Source organism: Nonomuraea sp. CA-143628, from assembly GCF_050942315.1.
Taxonomy (GTDB): domain Bacteria; phylum Actinomycetota; class Actinomycetes; order Streptosporangiales; family Streptosporangiaceae; genus Nonomuraea.
Window position 1 is genome coordinate 493,496 of record NZ_CP192072.1, and the last position, 19,924, is coordinate 513,419.

Annotated in this window: 19 protein-coding genes; 6 read left to right on the forward strand and 13 right to left on the reverse strand. The window is 70.2% G+C overall.

Annotated features, from left to right (window positions below):
• The first annotated feature begins 61 nt into the window (after nt 1-61).
• Nucleotides 62-889 carry an SMP-30/gluconolactonase/LRE family protein gene (locus ACQP2T_RS02355; protein ID WP_433514544.1) on the forward strand — a complete coding sequence of 276 codons (828 nt, stop codon included), beginning with the start codon at nt 62-64 and terminating at the stop codon, nt 887-889.
• A 44-nt stretch (nt 890-933) separates the two neighbouring features.
• Here ACQP2T_RS02355 and ACQP2T_RS02360 read toward each other — a convergent pair whose 3' ends face one another.
• The 4 genes from ACQP2T_RS02360 to ACQP2T_RS02375 are packed head-to-tail and all read right to left on the reverse strand — an operon-like array spanning nt 934 to nt 5,283.
• Nucleotides 934-1,749: a carbohydrate ABC transporter permease gene (locus tag ACQP2T_RS02360; protein ID WP_357938982.1), complete on the reverse strand. Its 816-nt coding sequence runs from the start codon at nt 1,747-1,749 to the stop codon at nt 934-936.
• Entirely contained in the window at nt 1,746-2,678 is a 933-nt protein-coding gene (locus ACQP2T_RS02365) for a carbohydrate ABC transporter permease (protein ID WP_433514545.1), read from the reverse strand. The genes ACQP2T_RS02360 and ACQP2T_RS02365 overlap by 4 nt, the downstream gene beginning before the upstream one ends.
• Nucleotides 2,675-3,997: an ABC transporter substrate-binding protein gene (locus ACQP2T_RS02370; RefSeq protein WP_433514546.1), complete on the reverse strand. Its 1,323-nt coding sequence runs from the start codon at nt 3,995-3,997 to the stop codon at nt 2,675-2,677. The genes ACQP2T_RS02365 and ACQP2T_RS02370 overlap by 4 nt, the downstream gene beginning before the upstream one ends.
• On the reverse strand, nt 3,994-5,283 hold the full coding sequence (locus tag ACQP2T_RS02375; protein WP_433514547.1) for an alpha-glucosidase/alpha-galactosidase: 1,290 nt from the start codon (nt 5,281-5,283) through the stop codon (nt 3,994-3,996). Before ACQP2T_RS02375 ends, ACQP2T_RS02370 begins: the two co-directional genes overlap by 4 nt.
• A gap of 246 nt (nt 5,284-5,529) precedes the next feature.
• Here ACQP2T_RS02375 and ACQP2T_RS02380 point away from each other — a divergent pair, with 246 nt between their 5' ends.
• The 4 genes from ACQP2T_RS02380 to ACQP2T_RS02395 all read left to right on the forward strand — a co-directional run bounded on the left by ACQP2T_RS02380 (nt 5,530) and on the right by ACQP2T_RS02395 (nt 9,575).
• Nucleotides 5,530-6,531, forward strand: coding sequence for an endo alpha-1,4 polygalactosaminidase (locus ACQP2T_RS02380; RefSeq protein WP_433514548.1), 1,002 nt, complete (start codon nt 5,530-5,532; stop codon nt 6,529-6,531).
• Between the two features lie 192 nt (nt 6,532-6,723).
• Nucleotides 6,724-7,488 carry an SDR family NAD(P)-dependent oxidoreductase gene (locus tag ACQP2T_RS02385; protein WP_433514549.1) on the forward strand — a complete coding sequence of 255 codons (765 nt, stop codon included), beginning with the start codon at nt 6,724-6,726 and terminating at the stop codon, nt 7,486-7,488.
• A gap of 109 nt (nt 7,489-7,597) precedes the next feature.
• Nucleotides 7,598-8,476: an esterase-like activity of phytase family protein gene (locus tag ACQP2T_RS02390; RefSeq protein ID WP_433514550.1), complete on the forward strand. Its 879-nt coding sequence runs from the start codon at nt 7,598-7,600 to the stop codon at nt 8,474-8,476.
• Nucleotides 8,477-8,891: 415 nt separating this feature from the next.
• The gene (locus ACQP2T_RS02395) at nt 8,892-9,575 is read left to right on the forward strand and encodes a hypothetical protein (protein WP_433514551.1); all 684 of its coding nucleotides are present in this window, start codon (nt 8,892-8,894) and stop codon (nt 9,573-9,575) included.
• Between the two features lie 227 nt (nt 9,576-9,802).
• Here ACQP2T_RS02395 and ACQP2T_RS02400 read toward each other — a convergent pair whose 3' ends face one another.
• The 7 genes from ACQP2T_RS02400 to ACQP2T_RS02430 form a co-directional block, all read right to left on the reverse strand.
• The gene (locus ACQP2T_RS02400) at nt 9,803-10,621 is read right to left on the reverse strand and encodes an ABC transporter permease (RefSeq protein WP_433514552.1); all 819 of its coding nucleotides are present in this window, start codon (nt 10,619-10,621) and stop codon (nt 9,803-9,805) included.
• Nucleotides 10,618-11,565, reverse strand: a complete 948-nt coding sequence (locus ACQP2T_RS02405; protein ID WP_433514553.1) for an ATP-binding cassette domain-containing protein — start codon at nt 11,563-11,565, stop codon at nt 10,618-10,620. The genes ACQP2T_RS02400 and ACQP2T_RS02405 overlap by 4 nt, the downstream gene beginning before the upstream one ends.
• Nucleotides 11,562-11,987, reverse strand: a complete 426-nt coding sequence (locus tag ACQP2T_RS02410) for a lasso peptide biosynthesis B2 protein (RefSeq protein ID WP_433514554.1) — start codon at nt 11,985-11,987, stop codon at nt 11,562-11,564. Before ACQP2T_RS02410 ends, ACQP2T_RS02405 begins: the two co-directional genes overlap by 4 nt.
• Nucleotides 11,984-12,244 (reverse strand): lasso peptide biosynthesis PqqD family chaperone, encoded by a 261-nt coding sequence (locus tag ACQP2T_RS02415; RefSeq protein ID WP_433514555.1) that lies wholly within the window; start codon nt 12,242-12,244, stop codon nt 11,984-11,986. Before ACQP2T_RS02415 ends, ACQP2T_RS02410 begins: the two co-directional genes overlap by 4 nt.
• Complete coding sequence (locus ACQP2T_RS02420; protein ID WP_433514556.1) at nt 12,244-14,076, reverse strand: asparagine synthase-related protein; 1,833 nt, start codon at nt 14,074-14,076, stop codon at nt 12,244-12,246. Before ACQP2T_RS02420 ends, ACQP2T_RS02415 begins: the two co-directional genes overlap by 1 nt.
• A 15-nt stretch (nt 14,077-14,091) precedes the next feature.
• Nucleotides 14,092-14,223: a lasso RiPP family leader peptide-containing protein gene (locus ACQP2T_RS02425; protein ID WP_358431348.1), complete on the reverse strand. Its 132-nt coding sequence runs from the start codon at nt 14,221-14,223 to the stop codon at nt 14,092-14,094.
• Between the two features lie 187 nt (nt 14,224-14,410).
• On the reverse strand, nt 14,411-16,117 hold the full coding sequence (locus ACQP2T_RS02430) for an IucA/IucC family protein (RefSeq protein ID WP_433514557.1): 1,707 nt from the start codon (nt 16,115-16,117) through the stop codon (nt 14,411-14,413).
• A gap of 53 nt (nt 16,118-16,170) precedes the next feature.
• Here ACQP2T_RS02430 and ACQP2T_RS02435 point away from each other — a divergent pair, with 53 nt between their 5' ends.
• A complete protein-coding gene (locus ACQP2T_RS02435) occupies nt 16,171-17,952 on the forward strand; it encodes an IucA/IucC family protein (protein WP_433514558.1) in 1,782 nt (593 codons plus the stop codon).
• Nucleotides 17,953-17,995: 43 nt separating this feature from the next.
• Here ACQP2T_RS02435 and ACQP2T_RS02440 read toward each other — a convergent pair whose 3' ends face one another.
• Both ACQP2T_RS02440 and ACQP2T_RS02445 read right to left on the reverse strand, forming a co-directional pair.
• Nucleotides 17,996-19,036, reverse strand: coding sequence for a Gfo/Idh/MocA family protein (locus tag ACQP2T_RS02440; RefSeq protein WP_433514559.1), 1,041 nt, complete (start codon nt 19,034-19,036; stop codon nt 17,996-17,998).
• A 7-nt stretch (nt 19,037-19,043) separates the two neighbouring features.
• A complete protein-coding gene (locus tag ACQP2T_RS02445; RefSeq protein ID WP_433514560.1) occupies nt 19,044-19,769 on the reverse strand; it encodes a ThuA domain-containing protein in 726 nt (241 codons plus the stop codon).
• Nucleotides 19,770-19,924 lie beyond the last annotated feature (155 nt).

Below are 19,924 nucleotides of genomic sequence, written 5' to 3' on the forward strand. Positions count from 1 at the left end.
GGGTGATCTCCTGGCAGTCTATCTGGAATGCCGTTCTGACATACGGAACAAAGGAGTGGCGATGGAGGTCGTACCCGTACCGCGCGCGCGGCTGGGTGAGGGGCCGTGCTGGGACGAGCGGACGGGGACGCTGCTCTGGGTGGACATCCCCGCGGGCCTGGTGCACCGGCTCGACCCCGCCGACGGCTCGCACGAGTCGATCGACGTGGGGCAGCCGGTGGGTGTGGCGGTTCCGCGCGTCTCTGGCGGCTTGGCGCTCGCCGTCAGGGACGGTTTCGCCGTACATGATGGAGAGCTGACCGTCGTCGCGCCTGTGACGGCGGCCGAACGACCCGGAAACCGGATGAACGACGGCGCGTGCGATCGCGCGGGCCGGTTCTTCGCCGGGACCATGGCGCAGGACGACACCCCCGGCGCGGGCTCGCTCTACCGCCTCGGTCCCGACCGCCGGGTCGAGCGGATCCTCGACGGCGTCGCGATCTCCAACGGCATCGGATGGAGCCCGGACGAGCGGCTGCTCTACTACGTCGACACGCTCACGGACCGGGTCGACGTCTTCGACTACGACCCGGCGACCGGTCAGGTCGCGGATCGCCGGTTGTTCGCTGTGCTCCCGAGCCCCGACGGCCTCACGGTCGACGCGTCGGGGCACGTGTGGGTGGCGCTGTGGGGCGGCGGGAAGGTGGTCCGGCTGCGGCCGGACGGGCAGCTCGACCTGACGGTGGAGGTGCCCGCCACCAACGTGACGAGCTGCGCCTTCGGCGGCCCCGACCTCGACATCCTGTACGTCACCACCGCCTGGGACGGCCGGACCGGCGGCGAGCTGTGGCGTCGCCGCACCTCGTTCACCGGCCTGCCCACCAACCCCTACCGCGACCTCATCCCGTGACCGGGACCTCGGCCCTCGCGCCGCTCAGTCCGTGACCGCCCCGATCAGCCCTTGACCGCGCCGGTCAGCGCCTGGACGAACCGGCGCTGGCCGAACAGGAACACGCCCAGCACCGGCAGCGTCGTCAGCACCGTGCCCGCCATGATCGCCGGCCAGTCGGCCCGGTGCTGGCCCTGGAACGACGTCAACCCCACCTGCACGGTGTAGTTGGCGTCCGAGTTGATCGCCACCACTGGCCAGAACAGATCATTCCAGGCGGTGATGAACGTGATGACCGCCAGCGCGGCCAGCGCGGGCCGGGCCACCGGCAGCACTACCTTGAAGAACACCCCATACCGCGAGCAGCCGTCGATCCGCGCGGCCTCCTCCAGCTCCCTCGGGAAGGACTGGAAGAACGAGGTCATCAGGAAGATGCCGACCGCCGAGCTGAGCTGCGGCACGATGAGCGCGCCGAGCGTGTCGGTCAGCCCGACCTTGTTGAAGATCAGGAAGGTGGGGATCACCGTGAGCTGGAAGGGGATCAGCGCGGTGGCGATGACCAGGACCAGCGTGATCCTGGAGCCGGTGAACCTGATCCTGGCGAACGCGTAGCCCGCCAGGCTGCAGAGCGCCAGCTGGGCCAGCACGATGGCGCCCGACACGATCACGCTGTTGAGGAACCAGCGCGGGAAGTTCGAGCCGTTGAGCACCGTACGGTAGCCGCCCAGGTCGATGCCCTCCGGCCAGAACGGCGGCGGGAACCGGTTGAGCTCGCCCTGGGTCATCACCGAGCTGAGGATCATCCAGACGAACGGCAGCACGGTCACCACCGACATCGGCAGGAGCACCAGATGCCACTTGCTGGGCAGGCGGAGTTTCACGCCATGGCCCCTTTCCTGCGCGCGATCAGGAAGCCGCCCACGATCAGCACGAGGGTGCCGACGAACAGGACATACGCCACGGCCGCGCCGTAGCCGGCCGTGAAGTAGTTGAAGGCGAGCTGCCAGATGTAGTAGACGATCGTCACGGTCGCGTTGGCCGGGCCGCCCTTGGTCGTGGTCATGACCAGGTCGAAGAACTGCAGCGCGTCGATCACGCCCCAGACCGTGAGGAAGAGCGTCATCGGCCGTACGGACGGCACGATGATGTGCCGGAACGTGGTCCACCGGCCCGCCCCGTCGATCGAGGCGGCCTCCAGGATCTCCTTGTTGATCTCCTGGATCGCGGCCAGATAGATCACCACCGCGAACCCGAACCGGGTCCAGAAGAAGATCAGGGTGAGTACGAACATGGCCTGTGAAGGGCTGCTCAGCAACCCCTGCACCGGCAGCCCGAGCTTGACGAACAGCCCGTTCATCAGCCCGAAGTCCCGGTCGAAGATGTAGCCCATCAGCAGCCCGGCCGAGGTCGCCGAGGCGATGTAGGGCACCAGGAAGCAGGTCCGGTAGAACCCGATCCCGCGTACCTTCCTGTTCAGCAGCACGGCCACGAGCAGGCCCGCGATCAGCGACGCCGGGATGTAGAGCGCGACGAGCAGCCCGGTGTTGCGCAGTGCCTGGAAGAAGACGGGGTCCTCCAGCAGCGCCCGGTAGTTGGCCAGCCCCACGTTCCGCCCCGGTGTCTGCAGGTCGGAGTCGGTGAAGGACAGCGCGAGCGCCCACACCATCGGGATCAGCGAGAAGCCGAGGATGATCAGCGAGGCGGGGCCGGCGAAGGTCCAGCCGGCGACGTTCTCGGCGAGTCTGCGGCGGTCGCGCGGCTGCCGGTGGCCGACGGCGGCCCGGTCCAGGGCCGGCGCGGTGCTGTTCACGATCCTGGTACGGCGAGTGCCGCGTCGGCCTTGGCGGCGGCCTCGTCCAGGGCCGTCTTGGGATCGGCCTTGCCGAGCAGGGTCTGCGCGATGGCCTCGGCCACGAACGCCGACACCCGCGGATATCTGGTCGTCGGCGGCCTGACCCGCTTGGCGTTGGCCAGGTTGGTGGAGATCACCTCGATGCCCGGATATTTGGTGAGGTAGTCCTGGTAGCCGGGCAGCTTGGTGATCGACTCGCGAATGGGCAGCGAGCCGGTGTCCTTCATCCACTCCAGCTGCTGTTCGGCCGCGGTCAGCCAGGTCAGGAACGTGGTGGCGGCCTTGACCCGCCGGTCGTCGTGCTTGAACACCACCCAGTTGTCGGGCCCGGAGACCGTCTCGTGGTTGCCGTTCGTACCGGGGAGCTGGGCGACGCCGTAGTCGACCTTGGCGGCCTGTAGGTCGGGCAGCACCCAAGGACCGGCCAGGAACATGCCGAGCCGGCCCGATTCGAAGAGCTTCTGGCCCTTCTCTGCCGGGCTGGAGTCCAGGTAGAGCGACTTGTCGTCGATGGCCATGCCGCGTAGCAGGCCGAGCGCCTGCTGCCCGGCGGCGGAGTTGAAGACGGCCTTCTTGCGGTCGGGGGAGAGCACGTCGCCGCCCGCCTGCCAGACCAGCGGCCACAGGCCCCAGACGGCCTCCTCGCCACCGCTGATCGCCCAGGTGGTGCCGAAGGTGCCGGACCCGGCATCGGTGGTCTTCTTGGCGATCGCCCGGAAGTCGTCCCAGGTCCAGTCGGGCTTCGGCGCCTCGATTCCGGCCTTGGCCAGCAGCTTCTTGTTGTACAGGACCACCATGTTGTCGACCACCGCGGGGAAGCCGATGACCTTGCCCTCGACGGTGGCCGCCTCCCGCTCGCTGGCCCAGAAGTCCGCCCAGCCGACGGCCGGATCCTTCGCGTACTGCGTGAGGTCGGCCGTCTTCGGGTTCCTGGCCAGGTTGGGCGCCCAGGAGCCGTAGAGGTAGGCGATGTCGGGATAGGCGTCGGAGGTGAGCGCGGCGGTGAGCTTGGGCAGCATGCCGTCGGCGGTCGCGGCCCCGGACTCGAGGATCACCTTGATGTCCGGATGGGCCTGGTTGAACCGGGCCACCAGCTTCGCGATCGACTTGGCGGCGGCGTCCGACTGGCCGTCCCAGACGGTGATCCGCACCGGGCCGCTCGCCTGCTCGCTCCCGGCCGGCGAGCCGCAGCCGGTCGCGAGCAGGGCGAGGCCCGTGACGGCGGCCAGGGCGCGCCTGATCGGACGCCCTTGGGTAGCGGTCAGGGCGCGGCTCATCGGACGCCCTCGGGAAGGAGGTCGCCGTGGGCGGCGATCATCTCGTCCACAAGGTCGTGGATCTGCTGGAGGGTGAGCGTGGCGGCGGCGTTCGGGTCGAGCATGGCCGCGTGGTAGACGTGGTCGCGGCGGCCTTCGAGCGCCGCCCGTACCGTCAGGTCGCCGACGTTCAGGAACGTCTGGTTCAGCGCGGCGAGCTGGGGCGGCAGGTCGCCGATCCGGGTCGGGCGCATCCCCGACCGGTCGACCAGGCAGGGCACCTCGACGCAGGCGTCGGGCGGCAGGTTACTGATCAGCCCGTCGTTGCGCACGTTGCCGTGGACCACCCTGCGGGTGCCGGTCTCGATCGAGTGGATGACCTCGGAGGCCAGCTCCATCGCGGGCTCGATCTCCACGCCCTCGCCGGCCGCCAGGCGCCGCTTGGTCTCCTCGTAGGTGTCGAGGTTCTCCTCCGACCAGCGCAGGTAGATGTCCACCGGGATGCGGAAGTGCGCCACCTGGTCGTCGTGGTGCAGGAACCAGGGCAGGTATTCCGAGCCGTGCTCGCTCGACTCGGTGGGGAAGTAGCCGAAGCGGCGGTACATCTCCACCCGCACGGTCCTGCGCAGGTCGGGATCCCGGGCGATCACGTCGTCGAGCGCCGGGTAGAGGTCCTGGCCACCGTGCTCGAAGCGCAGCACGAACGCCTGGTGGTTGGCCCCGGCCGTGACGAAGGAGACCTCGTCCTCGGGTACGCCCACGAGCGAGGCGAGGCGGGCCTGCGTGTCGCGCACCGAGTGGCAGAGCCCGACGACCCGCTTGAAGGGGGTGCCCTGGTAGACGGCCCGGGGGATCATCGCCATCGGGTTGGTGTAGTTGAGCAGCAGTGCGTCCGGTGCCAGCTCGGCCAGGTCGTTCCCCAGCCCGACCATCACCGGGATCGTACGGAGCGCGCGGAAGATGCCGCCGATGCCGAGGGTGTCGGCGATCGTCTGGCGCAGGCCGTAGCGGCGCGGGATCTCGAAGTCGACGCGGGTCGCGGCGTGCCCGCCGACGGCGATCTCGTTGATGACGTAGTCGGCGCCGTCCACGGCGGCGCGGCGGTCGAGGTGGGCCTCCACCTTGGCGCCGAGGCCGAGCGCGGCGACCATCCACTCGGCCATGGCCGTCGCGGTGGCGAGCCGCTCGGGGTTGATGTCATGGAGGACCAAGGTCGAGTCCCCCAGCTCGGGGAAGGTCAGGATGTCGGAGAGGACGTTTTTGGTGAATTCGACGCTGCCGGCGCCGATGAAGACGATGCGTGCCATCGGGCTCTTTCCCTCCACAGACCACGGCGGGCGTGAGGGCCCGCTGCGTGCGGCGAGTATAGCCATCTATCCACGATACAGACTAGCGTTCCGTTATACGGAAAGCTCTGAGAGAACGTCCTGGTCGGCGTTGCACGCCTTTTGCGGGGAATTCTCGACATCGAGACAAGATTGACAACACATGATCTTGCCCGATTTCCTTGATGTTGGAATCGCATTCCACTCCTCGGAATAGAAGGTGTGAGTATGGTCAACCTCCGATCGTTCTTCACCCGGTCCGCCGTGGTCGCGGCGCTGGTCATCGCGCCGGTGGCGGTCCTCGGCGCCGCCGAATCGGCCACCGCCGCCACGGCTGCTCCCACGGCCGCCGCCACGTCCGCTCCCCAGGCCGCCGCTCGTGCGGCGATCTGGAAGCCTCCGCTGCAGAGCCGCTGGCAGTACCAGCTCCAAGGCAACTCCGCCTATCCCGCCACCGGCGGCGTCAACGTCGACATCTGCCAGGTCCCGCAGACCGGCGGCGCCTGCGTGAAGCCGACGGTGTTCGACATCGACCTCTACGCGGACGCCGATGTGGTGGGCAACAACACCACGCTCAACACCGCCGCCGTCTCCGCCATCCACGCGAAGGGCGCCAAGGCGATCTGCTACGTCGACGCCGGCTCGATCGAGGAGTATCGGCCCGACTACCAGACGTTCGTCGACTGGGACAACAGCCACGGCAATTCCCTGCTGGGCAAGCCGTTCAGCGAGGAGTTCCCGAACGAGCGCTGGGCCAACATCAACAACGACCAGGGCCAGCGGGACTTCCTGCTGACGATGATGGCGGCCCGGGTCGACAAGTGCGCCCAGGCCGGGTTCGACGGCGTCGAGTTCGACGTGGTGAACGCGCACGAGGAGGGCAAGTCGGTCACCGGCTGGACGGTCACCCCGGCCACCCAGCTCATCTTCAACCGGGCCCTGGCCGCCCTGGGTCACGCCAAGGGGCTGTCGGTGGCGCTGAAGAACGACCTCTCCCAGGTGTCCGACCTGGTGGGGGACTTCGACTACGCGGTCAACGAGCAGTGCTTCGAGTTCGACGAGTGCGGGGAGCTGACGCCGTTCATCCAGGCGGGCAAGCCGGTGTTCCAGGTGGAGTACCTGACCTCGCCGGCCGGCTTCTGCGGCAAGGCGGCCACGCTCAACGTCAACGCCATCAAGAAGGCGACCGACTACTCCCTCAAGGATCTGCCCTACAAGCCCTGTAGGTAGGCGGGCGAGGTGGCCCCACCGGAGTCGGGGCCACCTTTCCGTGAAACAGAACGCTGTTCCGGGCTACCCGCAGGTTATGAGCAGACTCCAGGGGCCAATGGAACCCGCTGTACTTTCCGAATAGCAGAATGCTCGTGCGTATAGCGGAACCAATGCTACGTTCGGAGCCGAGTCGCGACAGTGGAGGGCATCATGCGTGGACTGGCCGGAAAGCGGGTGCTGATCAGTGGTGGCAGCAGCGGCATCGGCGCCGCCACCGCGCGCCGGTTCCTGGAGGAGGGCGCCCGGGTCATCCTCGGCGGCCTCGACGAAGCCGAGGTGGACCAGGCGGTGACCGAGCTGGCCCCGCTGGGCGAGGTGCACGGGCTGGCGGGCGACATCAGCTCGGAGGGCGACGTCGCCCGGCTGGTGGACGGCGCGATCTCGGCACTGGGCGGGATCGACGTCCTGATCAACAACGCGGGCATCGCCTGGCGCGAGCCGTTCCTGGAGATCACGCCCGACCACTGGGACCGGATCGTGTCGGTGAACCTGCGGGGGATGTTCCTGGTCGCCCAGGCCGTGGCCAGGCATCTGGTGGCGCGCGGCACCGGCGGAGTGATCCTCAACATGTCGTCCACGAACGGGCTCGGCGGCGAGGCCGACTATGCGCATTACAACGCCTCCAAGGGAGGCGTGCTGCTGCTCGCCAAAACCATGGCCGTGGAGCTCGGGAAACACGGCATCCGCGTCAATTCCCTTTGTCCCGGATATATCAAGACCCCATTGAATTCCACCATCTCGGCCGGGCTGGCGGACGATTTCGTGTCGGCGTACGAGCGCGACCACATCCCGCTCGGCCGGGCCGGACTGGCCGAGGAGGTCGCGGCCGGATACGCCTTCCTGGCCTCGGACGACGCGGCTTTCATCCACGGTACCGAGCTGGTCATCGACGGCGGGCAACTCGCCATCATGTGAGCACTTTTCTCGCTGATCGCGGCTGAATCGCCGTTATTAATTCGCGTGGACTTTCCGATGAATCCGCGGTCTCATATCCCCGCCGGTGTCGCCGAGTGGGGAGAGATGAATGCGGAGAATAGTGGGCATCGCCGCGACCGTCGCGGTCACGATCGGCCTCGCCGCCGTGCCCGCAGCCACGGTGGCGAGTGCCTCGCCGCAGCCCGTCGAGATCACCCGTTTCCTCGGCGAGCAGCGTCTGCCGTTCAAGATGTCCTACGCCGGCACCACGGTCGGTGGCCTGTCCGGACTCGATCGCGACCCGCTCACCGGCACCTGGTACCTCATCTCCGACGACCGCGGCCGCTACGGCCCGGCCCGCTTCTACACCGGGCGACTCGCCTTCGACTGGCGGACCGGCGCGTTCACCGGCGTGCACCTCACCGGCGTCAACACCTTCCTGCGCCCCGACGGGAGCACCTACCCGCCGTACGGCGAGCCCGGGTCCGCCGACCCGGAGACCATCCGCTACGACCGGTGGACCGACCGGTTGCTGTGGGGTGACGAAGGCGACCGTCCGGACGCGGGGCACCCGGACATCTCGCCGTCCGGCCTGTACGTCCACCGGGCCGACGCTCAGGGCCAGCAGGTCGGCGAGCTGCCGATGCCCGCCAACCTGCTCATGACCACCACGGGCAGCGGGCCCAGACGCAACTTCGGCATCGAGGGCCTGGCACTCACTCCGCGCATGAAGCTGTACGAGATCGACTCGCAGCCCATACCATCCGATCTCCAAGCGCCTGGTTACCGGACCTCGACGAGGCCCGGACGCCAGTACAGAACCTGGAGAGCGTCTTCGGTTCCCTGTGTTTACCTAGGTAAAGCGGACATCAGCGTAGCCTCGTCGCATGCCGGCCGAGGCCGGGAAGCGATCCGGTGGAAGCCGAAGCCGCGTCCGTCCGGCAAACCGGGCGGACCGTGGTTGGAGAACCGCGTTGTCGGGGCCTGACTGCCCACTCCTGGAGGAAGTGCGCCTCTTGGGCCACCGCCCCGCCGGACGCTATCCCGATGGTGCGGACACCAACGGGGACGGGGACCGAGCGCCAGTCAGGCACCCGGCTGTGACAGAAAATTACCGCACGATTACCAACCGTCGCAACCGATCGCGTCAGAGAAATCCAACAACAGTTCTCACGGTAGCCATCGGCTCGCATAGCGCACGACAGTTCATACCCTGGCCGGGGCCCGCGGCTGCGCACGGGCGAGTGCACGCTGGTGGTCGGGTTCGACGACAACTTCTCCGCCGAGGAGACGACGCAGTTCCTGGCGTTCGCCACCCGGAGCTGCTGAACTCGCTCCTACTCGCTTCGCAAAACGGTGAAGCATCGCAGGGCGTCGGGGAACCCGAACTAGCCTGACTTTTCATGACGTACCGGCCGCCGCAACAGCCACCGTATCCACCCCATCACCAGCAGCAGTTCAACGCCCCGTATCCCCCACAGCAGCCTCCTACCTTCGCCCCGCCTCCCGTGGTGATCGACGTCGGCGGGGACGCCAAGACGAAGGCGTTGATCGGTGGCTCCGTGGCAGGGGTCATCGGGCTCATCACGATCGTGTCGACGCTCACCGGCCAGGTCAGGGGCGGCGCCGGGAGCACTGTCGTCGCCGGGTTGTTCGGGCTGCTGTTCCTGGCCATCGGGGCCCTCCCGATCATCACGTGGCGCAAGCTCAGCCGCCCCCGCAAGCTGGTCTTCGACGGTTACGGGGTGCGCTGGGACGATCCCCAGGGCAGGCCGTGGGCGGCGCCGTGGGCCGAGTTGTCGGGGGTGGGCATCTCGCGCACCCAGCAGCGCCGGGTCAAGCTCGCCGACTACATCATGCGCAAGGTGATGGTGCGCCTCGATCTCTTTCCCGCCGACCCCGGGTTTCGCGCCCGACACCCGGAGTTGGAGCACCTGTGGGAGTTCCACACGGTCAAGAACGGTTACCGGCTGCCCCTTGGCTCCAACCCCAAGTACATTCCGGTCATCGAGCGGGCGATGCAGCAATATCGTCCTGCGGCCTACCTGGGGATCCGGGACGAGGGGTTCATGGTCGGGCTGGTGTAGGACCGCGATGGTTCCTGGGGGTTCGTCACACGACCGTCTCGATTCCTGTGACCGTCTGTGGTGGCTGGGGTCCTTCTGGGAGAAAACCCCTTCGGGGGTGAGGAGGGCGACCTGAGGTCCCTCTGGAGAGGTGCCCCCTTCGGGGGTGAAGAGGAACATGGCGTGGTGGCTGGGGGTCCTGAGGACGGATAGCCCGTCCGTCGGGGAGGGGGTGCCTCTGGACGGCCTCAGTGGGGGCGGGAGAGGCGGCGGGCGGCCAGTAGGAGAGAGAACAGGCCGACTCCGGCGGTGACGGCGAGCTCCATGAGGACGGGCGAGTGGACGGCGGCGGGCTCCGGCCGGGCGAGGTAGGGGGCGATGGTCCGCCGGAGCAGGTCGATCACGTAGGTGAGCGGGTTGGCCATCATGAGAGCGGTCAACCAGCCCGGCAGGCCCGCGATCGGGAACAGCGCGCCCGACAGGAACACCAGCGGCGTCAGCGCGCACCCCAGCGCCGCGTGGAAGGACGGCGTCGGGGAGATGACCACGGCCAGCAGGGCGACGAACGCGGTCATGGTGAACGCGATCAGCGCCAGCTCGGCGACCAGGGCGAGCATCAGCTCAGGCGCGTACGGGATGTGCGCCACCCCTGCCAGACCCAGGACGAACACGCCCTGACAGGTGGCCACCGTGGCGGCGCCCGCGCACCGGCCCGCCAGCAGGCTCACCCGATGGACGGGCGCGACCAGCATCTCCCTGAGGAAGCCCGCCTCGCGGTCGACCGCGACGGAGGCGCCGATGGCGATGGCGGGCGCCTGGACGGTCATCAGCAGTACGCCGGGAAACAGGTAGGTGAGATAGCCGTCACCCCCTGGGAGCATGGCGCCGAGCCCGGTGCCGAGGACCAGCAGGTACACGACCGGCTGGACCAGGGTCATGATCAGGCGGGCCGGGTCGCGGACATAGTGGAGCAGTTCGCGCTGCCACACCACATGGGCGGCCCGCGTCTCCCACCAGACCCGGCGCAGGAGACGTGACCAGAGGGAGGGACGGGCGTCGACGGTCACGGCCACACCCCCGGACGTGACACGCCGTCCAAGGTCCGGCCGGTGTAGCGCAGGAACACCTCGTCGAGGCTGGGACGGCGTACCTCGATCGAGTGGACGGGCACCCGCAGCACGGTGCACACCCAGGGGATGGCGGTGGCCGCGTCGGTCACCTGGACGTACAGGCCGTCAGGCCCCCACGCGCTGGACAGGCCCAGATAGTCGGACAGCGTGGCGGCCGCGGCCTGGTCGTCGCCGGTGCGCAGATGGATGCGGTCGGTGCCGATCAGTCGCTTCAGCGCGGCCGGGGAGTCGTCGGCGACCACCCGGCCCCGGTCGACCATGGCGATGTGGTCGCAGTATTCGGCCTCCTCCAGGTGGTGGGTGGTCAGGAACACGGTGATGGCCCGGCGATGGCGCAGCTCGCGCAGATGCTCCCAGATCTCCGCGCGGGCCTGCGGGTCCAGGCCCACCGTGGGCTCGTCGAGGAACAGCACCCCCGGCTCGTGCAGCAGCCCGCGGGCGATCTCCAGCAGGCGTCTCATGCTGTCGGACAGGGTGCGTACCAGTGTGTCGCCGCGGCCGGTCAGGCCCACGAGGTCCGCGGCCTCGGCCACGCGGCGGCGCGCGTCGTGTTTGCCCAGGCCGTAGAGCGTGGCGTGGAAGGCGAGGTTCTCGCGTACGGTCAGGTCGGCGTCTACGGTCGGCTCCTGGAAGACCAGCCCGATGCGCCGGCGTACCTCCTTCGGGTCGTCGCGCACGTCGATGCCCGCGACGAGCGCCCGGCCGCCGCTGGGCCGCAGCAGCGTGGACAGCATCGAGATCGTGGTGGACTTGCCGGCCCCGTTGGGCCCGAGGAAGCCGAACATCTCCCCGGCCTCGACGTTCAGGCTGATCCCGCACACAGCGCGCATGCCCTGGTAGGACTTGCGCAGTGAGCGGGTGTGGATCGCCCCCGGCCTCATGGGGCGGTCTGGGGGGCCGCGACGGTCATGATCGGCCGGTAGTAGCCGGCCGGGTAGGACTCGCCGACGGGCTGCCCGTTCACCTGCACCCAGGCGTGCGCGCGGAACGGCTCCACGCGCACCCCCGCGCACCAGGTGGGCCAGGTGCCCCGGAGCCGGCACAGGATGGCCGTCGCCAGCGAGCGCTGCAGGCAAGCGGGCCCGGCGCAGCGCCTGCTCACGGCGACCACGTCGTCCCTGGCGGCCAGGGCCTGCGCGGCGGTGGCGGCGACGGCGCCGCGCCGGATCACCCCTAGGACGCGCCGGATGCGGTACGGCCTGAGCCCGGCCAGTGGCCGGGCCGCGGCGACGGCGAGGAGCGCCGCCGATGTCCTGGCCAGTGAAGTCCGAGCGCGTGACTCGGAGGTCATCGGGTGGCTCACGGCGTCACCAGTCCGGCTCGGCGCAGGGCCGCCAGCAGGTGGGCGACGTCGCGGTCCGCCTGCTCGACGGACAGCCCCGGGTGGTTGCCGGTCAGCCTCTTGGCCACCTCGCCCGGAGAGGCGCCGCAGAGCAGGGCGCGCAGGATCAGCGTGGCGGTGGCGTTGAGCTGCCAGTAGCGGCCGGCGTGCTCGTCGAGCAGCACCATGCCGTCGATGGAGTGCGCGGCGGACACGCCGCCGCGCAGGCTGAAGGGCATCAGGAGTCTCCCGTGGTCATGGCCGGCATCCGGTGTGGGGTCAGTGAGCGCAGCCATATCTCGCAGGCGAGCGTCTGCGACAGGGGTTCCATGACGTGTGGCCGCGGGTGCACGCCGAGCAGGGCGGCACGCAGGGCGCCGGTGTCGATCAGCCCGAGCCGGCCCAGCTCCGACGCCTCGAACAGCTCCAGCACGCTGTCACGATGGCGCCGCCAGCCGGCGTAGAAGTCGGCGCCGTATTCGCCCTTGGTCGAGCGCTCGAGCATCTCGGCCGGCACGACGCCGTCCATCGAGGCCGCCAGCAGCGGCTTGTAACGGCCGAGGCCGGCGCGCTCGTCCGGCCGTACCGACAGCGCGGCCTCGATCACGGCGTCGTCCAGGTACGGTGCGGCGTACGGGAGACCCAGGCGTGAGGTGGCCTGGTCGATCTGGCGCAGCCCGGCCCCGCCGGTGCGCGCGTAGAGCAGGGTCTGGTGCTGGGCGCGCCGCGGCGACAGCGGCGCCGGCCGCGCGGCGGCGATCCCGGCCAGTACGTCGCGGGCCGCGTGCACGGCGCAGGCGGTGGCCCAGGGCGGCATGCGCAGCGGCGGTCCCCAGGCCATCGAGTACGGGTCTGCGGTCGCGGCCGTGGTGCTCAGATCGGCGACGCAGCCTTCCAGCCAGGCCGGGTGGTCGGTGCGGTCGGCCACCGCCCGCAGCATCCGCCACCAGGAGCTGCGCCAGCGGGCCCGGCGGGCGCGCAGGTGTGCGGGCGCTGTGAACGGCCGGTCTCTGACCAGATCGTGGAGGTAGGGCGGAAGCGCCGAGAACAGCTCGTCGCCGCCGACCCCCATCAGGTGCAGCCGGGAACCGGCGGTGCTCAGCCGCCAGGCCAGGTCGGCCAGCCGCGCCGCGTCGCGTACCCAGCCGGAGGGTTCCTCCATCGACGGCTGGGGCTCGGTCAGCCCGGCGAACCACAGCGGGAGCTCGTCGCTGCCGATGACGTGGTGCGTCGCATCCGGCAGGCCGGTGGCCGCGCGGAAGGCCCAGGCCGGGTCGTCGTTGCCGGGGTCCATGCCCTCGCAGTGCACGGTGATCAGGCTCGCCCGGCCGCGGGCGGCCAGGAAGCAGAGGCTGGTGGAGTCGATGCCGCCCGACAGGTCGGCGCTGATCGTGCCGCCGTCGGCGGTGCACGCGTCCACGGCGCCGGTCAGCGCCTCGCGCAGCGCCGTCGCCCCCTGGGCCAGGGGCAGGGCCGGTTCGGGTGGGTGCCACCAGGTGCGGATGCCGGTCATGCCGGTGGGCTCGATCAGCAGCGTACGGTCGGGGGGAAGGCAGCTGACGTCGCGCCACACACAGAGGTCCTGCAACGGGCCGACCACCCCGCTCGGTAGCAGCCGCGTGGCCAGCACCCGCTCGTCGATCCGCCCGCCGGTCGCCCACGCGAGCACGTCGGAACGGCTGGCGGCCACGGTCACACCGCGTACGCGGGCATGGAAGACGCGGCGGACGGCCGAGGCGGTGCCCCGCACCGCGACCCGGCCGTCGATCGAGGCGACCAGGTGGAAGCTGCCCGTCAGCCCCGCGACGACCTGCTCGATCCGCTCCACGTCGGGTATCCGGGCCAGCCGCAGGGCCAGGTCAGTGGCGGTGACCGGACAGCGCCCGATCACCGCCACCCGTGCCGCTCCCGCCGCCGCCAGACGGATCTGGTGGCCGGGCCAGTCCCCGATCAACCACGGCCGCCCGGAGGCGTGGTCGATCACCTGGCTGGCTCCAGGAAGCAGCACGCCTGCCGCGGCAAGACCGGCTTCACCATCGGGGAGGACGGCGAACCACATCTCACCTAGCACCGATGCTCCCGCCCGTCAGCCGGAGAACCACTGGAACGGCTGGGGGGCCCAATCAAGGACGAAGCCTGACGGGAAACCGCGCGTCAGGTCGGCGAAATCGCCGACTTCGGCCAGGGCCGGCGGCTCGTACGCGGCTGGTGTGTGCATGACCTTCTCCTTTCAGAGATGATGTCGGTCACGCCCATGTCTATCTACCTGGCACTGTCACTGACAGTAGCTATTCAGTTACTAATAGCGATGACCATGGTCACGGTTTCTGTGCCGACCGGCTACTGGTCGCAGGGGACTGGGGACGGGCACGCAGAGGGGCCGGCAGGGACGGGCACCCGGGGGGTCAGGGACGGGCACGCAGCGGGTTGGGGACGGGCACGCAGCGCATCTCGCCGCCGTCGGCGCCGAGCCAGCGCAGTAGCAGGTTGGCCTTGGCGGGCACGTGGTCGGCGGCCAGCAGAGTGCGGACCTCTAGGTGATCCGCCGCGTACCCGGCGAGCAGATCTCTGGCCCCCGCCCACAGCTCGCCGCCGAGGCCGGGGTGGCGCTCCTCGATCGCGCCGGCGATCTCCCAGAGATTGTTGGTCACCAGGCAGTAGACCAGCCGCTCCCAGCCATAGGCCGCGCTGACGCGCGGTGTCGTGTCCGGGTGCCGGTCGGCGACCAGCTTGACGCCCTCGTGGTCACGGAAGATCACCTGCGCCGGGGCGCCGGTGGCGTCCACGCCGATCAGTACGTTCTGCAGGTGGCACTCCAGGACCACACCGTGACGCAGGTACGCGTGCAGGACCGGCGGTACGACGTGCTCCAGGTAGCCCTGCCACCAGGCGAGCGCCCGGTCCTCGTCGAGGCCGTCGAGCGGGTTGCCGGGAAAGCCCTCGCTGATGCCCGCCGCCAGCAGCGCCGTCAGGCCGGGCCGCAGGTGCGCCCCCAGGCCGTCGCGAACGACCACCGCCAGCGCCTCGCCGCCATCGCCGAGGTCCACGGTGCGGTAGCCCCGGTCGGAGAGTACGGACGGTCTCGGCAGGTGGGCGGGCAGGTCGTCGAAGACCTCCCGCAGCCGGCTGTCTATGGTTGTTAGCCGGCGCAGGTCGTGGGCCCAGAGGCGGCGCACGTCGTTCGTGATCCGGACGTCGAGACTGAACTTGCAGAACAGGTCCGTGTCGGGCAGGTACACGGTGCGCAGCGAAGAGGTGGGCACGGCTATGGCGGTGCTTTCGCCGAGATAGCGCAGTCGGCCGTCCCGTACGGCGGCGGTCTCGCCCAGATTCCGCAGCCGCCCGTCCCGTAGGGCGGTATGGCCGCCCAGCAGCTCCAGTTGCCAGGGGTGGGCGGGCAGCAGGACGCCGCCATCGGGCGGCGGCGGTCCGAGGGCGTCCAGCGCGGTGGCGTCGCCCTCCTCCAGCACGATCTCGGGCGCCAGCCCGAGCAGGATCAGCGGGAAGCGGGCGCGGGCCTCGGGCGCGTAGGGGAGCCAGGCGTCCGGGCCGAGCCCGCCACGGGCCTTGGGCGCCGGGTGGTAGCGGTGCCCGGCGACCAGGGCCTGCTCGGACCGTAGGAACAGCTCGGTGGGTTCGATGAACGGCTGGGTGCTGGATGTGGGGGTTCGCCGGGTGGACAGCAGGGTGGCGACGACGTCCCTGCTGTGGCGGATCTCGCCCGCGAGGGTGTGGTTGGACACGCCGGTGTACGCGGTCAGCTCCTCGGCGGTCAGCGCCACCAGGAGGTCCAGGGACAGGGGGAGCCAGCCACCGGGCGTGTAGAGGGCGGGGTGGCCGGGGTAGCGTCCGGCGCGTACGCGCAGCAGGTGGCCGGTCGTGGGCAGACGGTAGGTCCGGTGGCCGTCGTTCTGGCCGCTCTCGGGGCTGACCACTTCACGGACCAGGCAGTTGAGGAGAGCCGTCATCGTCAGGGCGTCGGCGCGGTCGTGGTCCGGGTCCCGGTCTCGGTCGCCGTCCCAGTACCGGGCGTGGTTCCAGTCTCGGTTGCGGTCCGGGTCGGATCGGACGGTCACCTGTACCGCGTCCGGCCCCTCGGGATGGTGCGCCATCGCGGATCCCTCACCACTCGTATCGGTGGTCATACACGGGGTAACTACCCGTTATGAGTATTGAATTGGAGGATCCCCCTCAAGGCCGGGCAGAAGCGGAATTTGCCGCAAAGCTGGCACAGGTCCGTCCCGGTCTGGCCGCCGCCTACGCCGAGGCGCTGCCCGGGGCGCGGGCCACCATCCTGGGCCTGCTCTGGCGGGGCCTGCTGTACGAGCCGGTGCCCGGGTCGGCCGGGCGGGAGAGCCCAGACGGGCCGGGCAGCCCAGACGGGCAGGACAGCGCGGCCGGGCGGGTCCGGTTGGCCGATGGGCGTCTGCTCACCGGGCCCAGCCGCCTGGCGTACGACCTGGAGATGGGGGAGGACTCGGCGGTGCTGCTGGATGGGCGGGCCTACACGCGGCCGGGCGAGCTGCTGGCCGCGCTCGGGCTGCCGGGATCGGAGCGCTTCGGCGCTGATCTGGACCGCAGTGTCGCCTCACTGGCACTCGCGCGTGCCGGAGCCAGGCTGGGGCTGGGGACCGAGGCGGAGGAGGGGTCGCTGGAGTGGTTCGAGCAGAGTGTGGTGGACGGGCATCCCTATCATCCGTCCTGCCGTAACCGGCCAGGGGTGTCGGTGGCGGAGCAGTTGGCGTACATGCCCGAGCACCGGCCCGTCGTCGATCTGGATCTGGTGGCGGTGCCGGCGTCCCGGTGCGTGGTCATCGGGGCCTGGCCCGACTGGCTGCGCGACGGTGACCGGCTGCTGCTGCCCGCCCATCCGTGGCAGAGCAGGCATGTGCTGCCGGAGCTGGGGTTCCGGCCGTTCGTGGCCGGTGGGATAGCGGCCAGGCCGCTGATCTGCGTACGTACACTCGCGCCCGTCGGCGGCGGGCCGCATTTCAAGACGGCGTTCTCCACGCGGCTGACGTCCAACGTACGGGACATCTCGCCGGGCTCGATCCGTGACAGCGCGCCGCTCTCGGCCATGCTGGTGCACCTGGCCCGGCGGCTGGGCGGGCCGCTGCGGATCACCCGCAACCTGGCCGCCGCCTGCGCGGTGGTGGATGGCGAGCCCAGTGCCGACCTGGCGGTCCTGGTGCGCGAGTCGCCGACGGAGTACGCGGGTGCGGGCGAGACCGTGCTTCCCGTGGCGGCCCTCATCGTCCGGCCTCCGACCGGTGGGCCGCCCTTGATTCACGGCGTCGTCCGGTCTTCGAGCGGTGGCCCGCCCTTGATTCACGGCATCGTCCAGCCTCCGACCGATGGCCAACCGTTCATCCATGGTGTCGTCCAGTCTCCGTCCGGCAGTCCACGTCTGGATGCGGCCGTGGAGTGGCTGGGGGAGTTCGCGCGGCAGGCGCTGGAGGCGGCGCTGGGGCTGCTGGCGTACGGCGTGACGCTGGAGGCGCATGGGCAGAACCTCCTGGTCGTCCTGGACCGTCACGGCCGCCCGATCCGCCTGGTCTACCGGGACCTGGCCGACATCCGAGTCAGCCCCGCGCGCCTGCGCCGCAACGGCCTTACGCCGCCGCCGCTCAGCGCCCGCCTCATCACCGACGATCCGGAGGAGCTGCACGCCAAGCTGTTCGGCTCGCTCGTCGGCACCACCTTCAGCAGCCTCGTCTCAGCTCTCGGGCAGGGCGACCGGGAGGTGGAGGGGCGGCTGTGGGCGGTGGTGGCGGCGGTGGCCGGTCAGGTGTTCGACGACCTGCCCGCCACCGCGGACACCCGCGCCGATCGGGCGGCGCTGTTCGGCGCGGAGCTCCCCGTCAAAGCGCACACGGTGATGCAGTTCGAAGGCGGCCCCACCGGCGACCGCTGGGCCCGGCTGCCCAACCCGCTGTCACGGCCCTGACCTACACGCCGGTCCCAAGACGCGGACCTGACCCGCTTGCCCTTCAGACGTCGAACCCCACCGGCACCCGAGCCCCCGTGCGGGCCGACTCCAGGGCGGCCGTCACCATGGCCAGGCTTCGAATGTTGTCGTGGCACTCACCCTGCGGTGGCCGCCCGGTACGCAGCCCGGCCAGGAACTCCTCCAGCCCCTCTGCCAGCCCGCTGAACCGGGCCCGCCCTGGGTACTGGTCCGGTTCGGGTGGATGTCTGCGTACCTTGTGGCCGTTTGCCCCTTCCACCGTCGGCCGTCGCTCGCCGTCCCAGCGTGCCGTGCCGTGCGTGCCGGCGGCCCGCCAGCTGCCGGTCCAGGACGTCGCCTGGCCGGGCGCGGACCAGCTCCCGGTGAACGTGTAGCGGAGCCCGCCGGTCATCTCGAAGATCGCCGTGGCGGAGCAGGCGCCGGGGTACCAGGTCCACGCCGGCCGGAACGACTCGCAGTAGACGCTGACCGGATCGGCCCCCGACACCGCGCGGGCCGCGTCGAACAGGTGGATGGCCATGTCCTGTAACAGCGGGTGCTCCAGCGCGTCCAGGAACGGCGGCCCCTTGTACGGCATGAAGAACTCCGAGGTCAGTAGCCCGAGCGGCCCGAGCTCGGCCACCGTCCTGCGGAAGGCCACCAGGTTCGGCAGGAAGCGGCGGTTCTGGTTGACCGCGAACAGCCGCCCCGCCCGGTCCGCCGCGCTCACCATGCTCCGCGCCTCGTCGAGCGTGATCGACATCGGCTTCTCGCTGAGCACCGACACCCCGCGCTCCAGGGCGGTGACGGTGACCTCGCGATGAGCCCCGGGGACGGTGCAGTTGACGATGAAGTCGGGCTCCTCGCCGTCGAGCACGGCGGTGAGCGAGGCGCTGACGGGCAGCCCGTCCAGGCCCAGGGCGGCGGCGGAGGCGCGGGCGCGCTCCTCGGCCACGTCCACCCAGCCGACCAGCTCGGTGCCGGGATGGGCGAGCAGTTCGGGTGCCCACTGGCCGCCGATGTACCCGGCGCCGACGACCACGGCCCGCAGCGGACGGTCCTCGTCGAGGGTGATGAAGGTCATGCGGCTCCTACCAGGTGATGGGGGTGTGGGCGTTCCGCAGCGGCTCGCCGACGCCGGACGCGGGGGCGGCCCACAGCACCGCGTTGGCCAGCACGCGCCGTACGTCGGGATGGTGGTAGACCGGGTGCCCTTGGTCGCCGGGGCTGAAGTAGAAGACCCGGCCCAGGCCCCGGCGGTAGCAGCAGCCGCTGCGGAAGACCTCGCCGCCGCTGAAGTTGCTGACGAAGACCAGCTCGTCCGGTTCCGGGATGCCGAACGGCTCGCCGTACGTCTCCTGCTCGCCGATGACCAGCGGACGCGGTACGCCCTCGGCGATGGGGTGGCCGGGGGCGACCGTCCAGACCAGCTCGCGCTCGGCCCCGTCGCGCCAGGTGAGCGTGCAGGTGGTGCCCATCAGTTTGCGGAAGATCTTCGAATAGTGGCCCGAGTGCAGCACCAGCAGGCCCATCCCGCCGAGCACGCGCTGATGCACCCGCTCCACGACCTCGTCGGATACCTCCTCGTGGGCCATGTGCCCCCACCAGGTGAGCACGTCGGTCTCGGCGAGAACCTTCTCCGACAGCCCGTGCTCCGGCTCCTCCAGGATCGCGGTGCGCACCTGTACGCGGTCGCCGAGCAGCTCGGTCAGCCCGGCGGCGATGGCGCCGTGAATTCCCTCCGGGTAGCGCAGGCGTACGTCCTCCTCGCGTGGCTCGTGGTAGTTCTCGCTCCAGACGGTGACCTTGATCGGCATCCGTGTGCCTCCCCGAGGGGCCCTGCGGCCCTCTGAACGTCGTGGACCCTTTGTTGGATGGTTCTCGCCGCTATCGGGGGCGTTGAAGCCGGTTTCGGGGGAGAGATCGCCCCGATGTGAACTTCGTGGCGATTCAACGGCCAGGTGACGCCGCT